Consider the following 8,185-nt stretch of genomic DNA (forward strand, 5'->3'; position numbering starts at 1 on the left):
GACCGTGCGCGCCGCCCGGCAGCGCGCGACACAGGCCCGTGCTCTCGCCAACGGCGGCCCGTACGCCCCGCGCAACCGCGCGCAGGTGGTCGGCCTGGCTACCCGCGGCTCGGACACGCAGACGCAGGCGATCCCGCGCGTGGGCGGCAAGAACGTGCTCGACGAGATCCTCGACGGCCCGGAGAAGCCCAAGGTCATCGAGGTAGCGGCGGAGGTAGTGGACGAGGTGTCTTCTGGCACCGCTGCCCCGGACGAGCCCCCGGCGGGCGCCGAGCCGCCGAGCGGACGCGCCTGGGACCCGGTGCCCGTCCCGCTGCCCACGTACGTGACCAAGCCCAAGGCGCCCCCGCGGCAGCCTGCGGCACTGCCGGCGGGTTCGTCGTCCGGCAAGGGGGCCGCGGGTGCTTCGGGGCGCCCTGGGGGCGCTGGGGCGTCCTCTGCGGTCGTTCCGGGGACGACGGCGGGCGGTGCTGGTGCTGGTGCCGGGTCTGCCGCGAAGGCGGCCGACGCCGTGGCCGAGGACGAGCTGCTACGCGGTGAGCCACCGCGCATGAAGTCCGAGACGCTGGGCCAGCCGCTCGAGGAGATCCTGGCCCGACGCCGGGCGGCGGGCTGACCTGCCGGCTGATCCTGCTGGTCGGTGTCGCGCGAGTCACGCGTTCGTGACCCGCGCGACACCCGATCAAGTTGCGGAGTCGGGGCGGTGAAGTGCTAGTCTTCTGCAGTCCGAGGGGCTATGGCGCAGTTGGTAGCGCGTCTCGTTCGCAATGAGAAGGTCGGGGGTTCGAATCCCCCTAGCTCCACAGACGGAAACCCCGCTTGACCAGGGCAGATGCTCGGGTCGGGCGGGGTTTCTTCGTCGCCCAGAAGGCGTCTCCTGGATCCCGTCCCCGGCCCGCCACCTCATTGCGGCATTCCCCGATACGCTCCGGGGCCGTGAGGATCACCAACTTCAAGCCGCGGCAGAGCAAGCAGGCCGCGGCGGTCGCAGCTGCCGCATTCGCTGACGACCCGATATGGAGCCATGTGGTTCCGGACCCTCAGCGCAGGCACCTCCCGCACACGATCTTGCTCCGTGCGCAGCTGCGCACGATTGCTCCGTCAGACGACGCACGGCTTGCCGAACATGAAGGCCGGATCGTCGGGTTGGCCTTCTGGAGCAATGTCTGGGACGGCGAGCCGCACGATCTGCCCGATGGCCGCAGGTTCCGTGCCATGCGCAGGCTCGCGCGCAGTGTTGGCGACGACTGGCCGAGGCTCTCCAACATGTACATCTCGATCGGCCGCTCGATCCCCCGCGACGTGGAGTGGTTCCTCGCCACCCTCGTGGTGCACCCCGAGCACCAAGGCGCCGGTATCGGCAGCGCTCTCCTGCGCGACGGTCTCAAACAGGCCGACCGCCGCGGGCACACGGTCATCCTGCAGACGAGCACACCCGAGAACGTCCGGTTCTACGAGCGACACGGGTTCGAGGTCATCGAAGCGCTCGACGAGCTCTATCGGGGAGCTCCGCCCTTGTGGACCATGCGCCGGCCCAGCACCGCAGTCGGTAACCGGATTCTCTGACCCGGTCCCGGTCACTCGTTAGCTCGTCGCCTCCGTGAGGAGCGCCCCGAGCCGGTTCAGCGCGCCCGGCACCACCGAGTAGTACGCCCACTTGCCGCGCTGGTCGCGGGTGAGCAGGCCGGCGTCGACCATCAGCTTGAGGTGGTGGCTCACCGTGGGCTGGGAGAGCCCGACCGGCTCGGTCAGGTCGCAGACGCACGCCTCGCCAACGTCGTGCGCGGCGATGACCGACAGCAGGCGTACCCGCGTCGGGTCGCTCAGCGCCTTGAACACGCGCGCGATCTCCGCCGCGGACTCGAGGTCCGCCGCCTCGCGTACCAGTGGAGCGCAGCACGCACCTGAGGCGTCGACTGGCTTGATGCGCGAAACGTCTGTCAGAGCAAGGGTGGTGGCCATGCACCCATCTTGCCACGCATCGAAGAATATGGATATGTTGCTCGTGTTCACGCATCGAGGATCTTCGATCTGAGGAGAATTGCCATGTCAGAGACGCCACGCGAGGGACTCCCGGTCATCGTCATCGGCGCCGGGCCTGTTGGCCTCGCCGCTGCGGCGCACCTGGTGGAGCGAGGCCTGGAACCACTGGTGCTGGAAGCCGGCGAGGGCCCGGCGGCAGCCGTCGCGTCGTGGGGCCACGTGCGCCTGTTCTCCCCGTGGCAGTACGACATCGACGCCGCCGCCCGCCGCCTGCTGGCCGGCACGGGCTGGGTCGAGCCGAACCGGGACGCCCTACCCACCGGCCGCGGCCTGGTGGAGAACTACCTGACGCCGCTGGCCGGCGTCCTCGGAGACCGCGTCCGGTACGGGGCCCGCGTCACCGACGTCACCCGGGACGGTGCCGACCGGTCGCGGTCGCTCGGGCGTGAGCGCCGCCCGTACCTGGTGCGCTACGCCGTCGGCGGGCAGGTGCGCGAGGTCCGGGCGCGGGCGGTCATCGACGCCTCCGGCACGTTCGGCACCCCGAACCCGCTCGGACTGTCCGGGCTGCCGGTCATCGGCGAGGGTGCGGCGGCCGGGCACCTGACCGGCGCGCTCCCCGACGTGCTCGGCGGCGCCCGCGAGCGTTTCGCGGGCCGCACCGCGCTGGTGGTGGGTATGGGCCACTCCGCGGCGAACACGCTGCTCAGCCTGGTCGAGCTGGCCGGCGACGAACCTGGCACGCGGATCGTCTGGGCCATCCGCGGCGGTTCCCCGCGCCGCCTGTACGGCGGCGGTTCCGACGACCAGCTTCCGGCCCGTGGGCTGCTCGGCACCCGTCTGCGCGACGCCGTCGAGGCAGGGCGGGTCGAGCTGCTGACCCGGGTGGCGATCGACCGGTTGGAGCCGGCGACGCCGTCGGACGGCGTCCGGGTGCTCGGCACGGCGCGGCGAGAGGGCGCAGACGTCGACCTCGACCTGACCGTGGACACGATCGTCAACGCCACCGGCTTCCGGCCCGACCTGGACATGCTGCGCGAGGTCCGCCTGGACCTGGACCCGGTGGTCGAGGCGCCCCGGGCGATCGCCCCGCTGATCGACCCGAACCACCACTCCTGCGGCACCGTCCCCGCGCACGGCGAGATCGACCTGGCCCACCCGGACGAGGACTTCTACCTGGTCGGCATGAAGTCCTACGGCCGGGCGCCCACGTTCCTGCTCGCCACCGGCTACGAGCAGGTCCGGTCCGTGGTCGCGGCGCTGGCCGGTGACCGGGCTGCGGCCGACTCCGTCGAGCTGAACCTGCCCGCCACGGGCGTGTGCTCGTCCGACCTGGCGTTCGCCGCGGACGAGGACGGCGTGGTCTCCTCGGACGCTCTCGCGCTGGCGGGCGCGTCGGGCGGCGGGTGCTGCGCGACGCCGTCCGGCCCGCAGACGGTGACCCTCGGACTGGGTGCGCCCGCGGAGTCGTCGGGTGGTTGCGGTGGAACGGACGATGCGGCGTCGGGCTGCGGCTCCACGCCCGAGCCGGTGAAGGTCGGGTTCGCGACCGGCGTCGAGCACGGCCGCTCCGGCGACGAGTGACAGCCAGATGGTGAGAAGGGCGCGAGCCGGGAACCGGCTCGCGCCCTTCTGTCATGAGCGGCCCAGCCCCTGGGCGGCGGCCCAGGCCTGGTAGTTCTGGTTCCCGCCCGACAGGTTGTAGACCTGCGCGAACCCGAGGTTGCGCAGCAGGTTCTGCCCCGCGTTCCCGGTGACGCCCTTGTTGCAGTACGTCACGACCAGCACGTCCCGGTCCAGCTCGCCCGCCCTGGCCCGTAGCTCCTTGAGCGGCAGGTGGACCGAGTCGGCCACGAAGCCCTTGGCGCGATCCTTGGCCGAGCGCACGTCCACCACCTGGATCTTCTCGCCGTCCGCCCGACGCCGGTCCAGCTCGGCCGGAGTGATCAGCGGCGCCGTGCCACGGATGGCGTTGTCCAGCGCCATGCCGGTGTAGTGCACCGGGTCCTTCGTGGTGGCGTAGGTGGGGGAGTAGGCCAGGTCGAGGTGGAACAGGTCGGCGACGTCCGCCCCGTAGGTGATCGCCGTGGCCAGGACGTCGATGCGCTTGTCCGCGCCGGACGCACCGATCGCCTGCGCCCCCAGCAGCCGGCCCGTGGCGCGGTCGGCGACGGCCTTGATCATCAGGGGCTTGCCGCCCAGGTACTCGGGCCGGTCGGGCTTGATGTTGTGCAGCACCTCGACGTCGTACCCCGCTGCGCGCGCCTGGTCCTCGGTCAGCCCGGTCTGGGCCACGCCGAGGTCGAACACGCGCACGATCGAGGTGCCGAGGATGCCGCGATGCTCCAGCGTGCCGCCCGTGATCGCGTCACCGGTGATGCGGCCCATCTTGTTCGCCGTGGAACCGAGCGGCACCCAGGCGGGTTCGCCCGTGATCAGGTTGAACGACTCGGCGACGTCCCCGACCGCCCACACGTGCGGCACGTCCGTGCGTCCCTGCCGGTCGACGGCGATCGCGTGCGTCGGGCCGATCGTCACCCCGGCCTGCGTTGCGAGCTCCAGGTTGGGCCGCACACCCACGGACATGATCACCAGATCGGCCGCGACGGTCTCGCCGTCCTCGGGCGAGCCCACACGCACACCCGTGACACCGTCGTGGTCGCCCTCGATCGCGGACACGCGCGTGGCCAGGCGCAGGTCGACGTCGTTGCGGCGCAGCTCGGCGTCCACGCGCGCGGACATGTCCGCGTCCATGCGGGGCATGGCGTGCTCCAGCGCCTCGACCACCGTCACGGCGATGCCGCGCTCGGTGAGCTGCTCGGTCATCTCGAGTCCGATGTACCCGGCGCCGACCACGACGGCACGGCGTGCCTTGCGCTGCTCGATCCAGCCTCGGATCGCGCGGGCGTCGGACGGGCTGCGGACGGTGAACACCCCCGGCAGGTCCACCCCGGCCAACGGCGGGACGACGCTGCGCACACCGGTCGCCAGGACCAGCTCGTCGTAGGTGTCCTCGAAGGTGCTGCCGGTCGCCAGGTCCCGCACGGTCACGGTGCGGGTGGTGACATCCACGGCGGTGACCTCGTGGCCGGTGCGGACCTCGACGTCGTACCGGGCCTTGAACCACGCGGCGTCGCGCGGCGTCAGCTCGTCGATGGTCTCGACCTCCCCGCCCACGAAGTACGGCAGTCCGCAGCCGGAGTAGGAGATGTCGTGGTCGCGTTCGTACACCGTGATGCGGGCGGACTCGTCGTTGCGGCGAGCCTTCGCGGCGGCCGAGGTGCCGGCCGCGACGGACCCGACGACGACGATCTTCAGGGGCGGCGAGGTGCTCATGGTGCTTCCTTCGGTCGATACAGGGCGGCGGTGATCAGTACGCCCAGCACTCCACCGGCCACCTGGGCGGCGACGAAAGGCAGGACGGAGCCGGGTGAGATCCCGGCGAACGTGTCGGTGAACATGCGGCCGACGGTCACGGCCGGGTTCGCGAACGACGTCGAGGAGGTGAACCAGTAGGCCGCGCGTCGGCCCGTGAACCAGTCGACGGCCGTGACCACCGGGTTGAGGTGCGCGCCGCTGACCGGACCCAGCACCGCGATCAGGACCGCGAGCCCCAGCGTCGTGGCCAGGCTGTTCTCCAGGAGCTGCAGCCCGAGGTCGTCCGGTGAGAGCCTCTGCGCGGCCACACCGGAACCGACGACGACCGCCACCAGCAGCCCGGTGCCCAGGGCTTCGGCAAAGGCCCGTCGCCACAGGGCCGGCCGTGACGCTCCGTCCGTCGCCGGACGTTCTGGCTCGGTCCGCTGCACGTCGAGCGTCGGGGCGTCCCGGGTCACGCGACCGGTTCCACGCCGAGCTCGGTCAGCAGGGCACGCACGCGCCGCTCGATCTCGTCGCGGATGGGGCGCACCGCCTCGATACCCTGGCCGGCCGGGTCCTCCAGCTCCCAGTCCTGGTAGTCCTTGCCCGGGTAGTACGGGCACGCGTCGCCGCACCCCATCGTGATCACGGCATCCGACGCCTCCACGGCCTCGGCGGTCAGGATCTTCGGCTGCTCGGCGCGGATGTCGATGCCCTTCTCCAGCATGGCCTCGACGGCGGTGGGGTTGATCATCTCGGCGGGCATCGATCCGGCCGAGCGGACGTCGACAGCCCCGCCGGACAGCTCCCGCAGGAACCCAGCGGCCATCTGGGAGCGGCCCGCGTTGTGCACGCAGACGAACAAGGCGGACGGTCTGGGCTCGGTGGTGGTCATGGTGCGCTCCAGTTCTTCGTGCGGTGCGTGGTCGGGTCGACCGGATCAGGCTGCTTCGGGGACGAGCTCGGCCAGCAGGGTGCGGACGCGCTCGTCCAGCTCGTCGCGGATCGCGGCCACGCCCGCCGGAGAGGCGAGGGCGGGATCGCCCACCAGCCAGTCCTCGTACCGCGTGCCGGGCAGCACCGGACAGACGTCGCCGCAGCCCATCGTCACCACGACGTCGGCCGCGCGGACCGCGTCGTCGGTCAGGGGCTTGGGGTAGAACCGCGTCACGTCGTCCACCTCGTCGGCAGCGGCGGCATCACCCATCTCCTCCAGGAGCAGACGGACGTTCGCGTGCACGTCGGACGCCGGTGCCGAACCCGCCGAGCGGACCACGACGCGGTCTCCCGCGTAGTGCCGCATCAGAGCGGCGGCGAGCTGTGACCGCCCTGCGTTGGCCACGCACACGAACAGCACCTGCGGCCGAGGGCGGTCCGCCTCGAGCGCTCGGGCGCGCTCGGCGTCCATGATCCGCTGACGCGCGAAGTGCTCGGTGAGCGGGACCAGGTGGGTGGGCTCGCCACCGCGACGGGCCAGGGCCGTGTACGACTCGCGGACCACCCGCACGCACTCGCCGGGAGGCGTGGACGGGAACCGTTCGGCCAGGGATGCGGCCAGGTGGTCCAGGGCGGGCTCGACGTTCGTCAGCCCGGTCAGGTGCGGCGCCTCCACCGTGCCGATCGCGGCCGGGGCGAACCGGTCCAGCAACGTGTTCAGCGCGCCGCGACAGCTCGGCTCGATGTGGTACCAGACCGAGGTTCCGCGCCGATCGGCAGCCAGCAGGCCGCTCTCGCGCAGCACCCGGAGGTGATGGGACACCGTGGGCTGGGACACCTCGGTCAGCGTTGCCAGATCACCGACGGTCACCTCCGCCGCGGGGCTGGTCGCGATGGCGGACAGCATCCGCAGCCGCAGCGGGTCGGCGAGAGCCTTGAGCGTCGCCGCCACGGCGGTCGCCGCGTCCATGCCGATGGCGTGCGACTCCAGCCCGCGTGTGCTCGACGGCGTGAGAGCGGTCACCCCAACCTCCGGCTGTATCGACGTCTGTCTATGTTGACATCCATCAATATAGACCAGCGGGACTCGGCAGGTCGATCCCGGGCGGGGGCTTGCTGGAGGACCGCTGTACAAGGCCCGCCGGCAGCACTGGTGATTACCGAGCGGTTTCCCGGCTCTTCGCGATCGTTCGCGACCGTGCCCGCTCGCTGCCGTCAACGACCGGAGTCGCGGTGCGAGGCCGCCGGGCCGCGCGGATGCCGTTGAGGATGACCACGACCTCGGCGAGCTCGTGCACCAGCACGACGCCGGCCAGGCCGAGCACGCCGAACAGTGCGAGCGGCAGCAGCACCACGATGATCGCGAGCGACAGCCCGATGTTGCCGGTCATGATCGCCCGGCCCCGGCGGGCGTGGAGCATGGCCCGGGGGATGAGGCGCAGGTCCGTGCCGGTGAACGCGACCGACGCGGACTCGATGGCGGCGTCGGACCCCGTCACGCCCATCGCGATGCCGACGTCGGCCGCGGCCAGGGCGGGGGCGTCGTTGATCCCGTCGCCGATCATCGCGGTAGGGCGGCGTGCGCCGTAGGCCTCGATCGCGCTCGCCTTGTCGGCGGGCAGGAGCTCGGCGCGCACGTCCGCGATGCCTGCCTGGGCGGCCAGGGCTCGGGCCGTGCGCTCGTTGTCGCCGGTGAGCATGACGGTCTCGAAGCCCGCGGCGGCGAGGTCGCGGACGGCCTCGGCCGCCTCGGGCCTGAGCTCGTCCCGGATGCCGATGACGCCGGCGGGCACGCCGTCGATCTCGACGACCGCGACGGTCATGCCCTGCCCCTCCAGGTCACGTGCCGCCTCGTCCAGGGGGCCGGGCGGCACCCAGCGGGGCGAGCCGACCCGGACCGGGCGGG

At 72.0% G+C, this 8,185-nt stretch carries 8 protein-coding genes, 1 tRNA gene and 1 pseudogene; 4 read left to right on the forward strand and 6 right to left on the reverse strand.

Annotated elements, in window-relative coordinates; genetic code table 11:
* From PROKR_RS32790 to PROKR_RS30785, 3 genes and pseudogenes are all read left to right on the forward strand, one after another.
* Positions 1-616 (forward strand): annotated as a pseudogene (locus tag PROKR_RS32790) (hypothetical protein); the annotation flags it as partial.
* Between the two features lie 114 nt (positions 617-730).
* Positions 731-803: transfer RNA gene (locus PROKR_RS14845), tRNA-Ala, on the forward strand.
* Between the two features lie 133 nt (positions 804-936).
* Positions 937-1,566 (forward strand): GNAT family N-acetyltransferase, encoded by a 630-nt coding sequence (locus PROKR_RS30785; protein WP_051433020.1) that lies wholly within the window; start codon positions 937-939, stop codon positions 1,564-1,566.
* Between the two features lie 18 nt (positions 1,567-1,584).
* Here PROKR_RS30785 and PROKR_RS14855 read toward each other — a convergent pair whose 3' ends face one another.
* A complete protein-coding gene (locus PROKR_RS14855) occupies positions 1,585-1,962 on the reverse strand; it encodes an ArsR/SmtB family transcription factor (protein ID WP_036964423.1) in 378 nt (125 codons plus the stop codon).
* 84 nt (positions 1,963-2,046) lie between these two features.
* Here PROKR_RS14855 and PROKR_RS14860 point away from each other — a divergent pair, with 84 nt between their 5' ends.
* Positions 2,047-3,567, forward strand: coding sequence for an FAD-dependent oxidoreductase (locus tag PROKR_RS14860; protein ID WP_036964424.1), 1,521 nt, complete (start codon positions 2,047-2,049; stop codon positions 3,565-3,567).
* A 51-nt stretch (positions 3,568-3,618) separates the two neighbouring features.
* On the opposite strand, the gene PROKR_RS14865 is transcribed toward PROKR_RS14860, so the two are convergent.
* The 5 genes from PROKR_RS14865 to PROKR_RS37440 form a co-directional block, all read right to left on the reverse strand.
* Positions 3,619-5,319, reverse strand: coding sequence for an FAD-dependent oxidoreductase (locus tag PROKR_RS14865; RefSeq protein WP_211240144.1), 1,701 nt, complete (start codon positions 5,317-5,319; stop codon positions 3,619-3,621).
* Complete coding sequence (locus PROKR_RS14870; RefSeq protein ID WP_084800477.1) at positions 5,316-5,738, reverse strand: aquaporin; 423 nt, start codon at positions 5,736-5,738, stop codon at positions 5,316-5,318. Before PROKR_RS14870 ends, PROKR_RS14865 begins: the two co-directional genes overlap by 4 nt.
* Before the next feature lie 77 nt (positions 5,739-5,815).
* Positions 5,816-6,238, reverse strand: a complete 423-nt coding sequence (locus PROKR_RS14875) for an arsenate reductase ArsC (RefSeq protein ID WP_036964425.1) — start codon at positions 6,236-6,238, stop codon at positions 5,816-5,818.
* A 45-nt stretch (positions 6,239-6,283) separates the two neighbouring features.
* Positions 6,284-7,303, reverse strand: coding sequence for a metalloregulator ArsR/SmtB family transcription factor (locus PROKR_RS14880; protein WP_036964426.1), 1,020 nt, complete (start codon positions 7,301-7,303; stop codon positions 6,284-6,286).
* 133 nt (positions 7,304-7,436) lie between these two features.
* Positions 7,437-8,185, reverse strand: a 749-nt coding sequence (locus PROKR_RS37440) for an HAD-IC family P-type ATPase (protein ID WP_036964427.1), incomplete at its 5' end; no start/stop codon positions are given.

Origin of the sequence: Promicromonospora kroppenstedtii DSM 19349, assembly GCF_000515355.1 — a bacterium.
In the GTDB taxonomy this organism is placed as follows: domain Bacteria; phylum Actinomycetota; class Actinomycetes; order Actinomycetales; family Cellulomonadaceae; genus Promicromonospora; species Promicromonospora kroppenstedtii.

Excerpts from the sequence above, each read along its gene's own strand:
- PROKR_RS14865 (WP_211240144.1), bottom strand. The coding sequence starts at position 5,319 with ATGAGCACCTCGCCGCCCCTGAAGATCGTCGTCGTCGGGTCCGTCGCG.
- PROKR_RS14875 (WP_036964425.1), bottom strand. The coding sequence starts at position 6,238 with ATGACCACCACCGAGCCCAGACCGTCCGCCTTGTTCGTCTGCGTGCAC.
- PROKR_RS14860 (WP_036964424.1), top strand. The coding sequence starts at position 2,047 with ATGTCAGAGACGCCACGCGAGGGACTCCCGGTCATCGTCATCGGCGCC.
- PROKR_RS14855 (WP_036964423.1), bottom strand. The coding sequence starts at position 1,962 with ATGGCCACCACCCTTGCTCTGACAGACGTTTCGCGCATCAAGCCAGTC.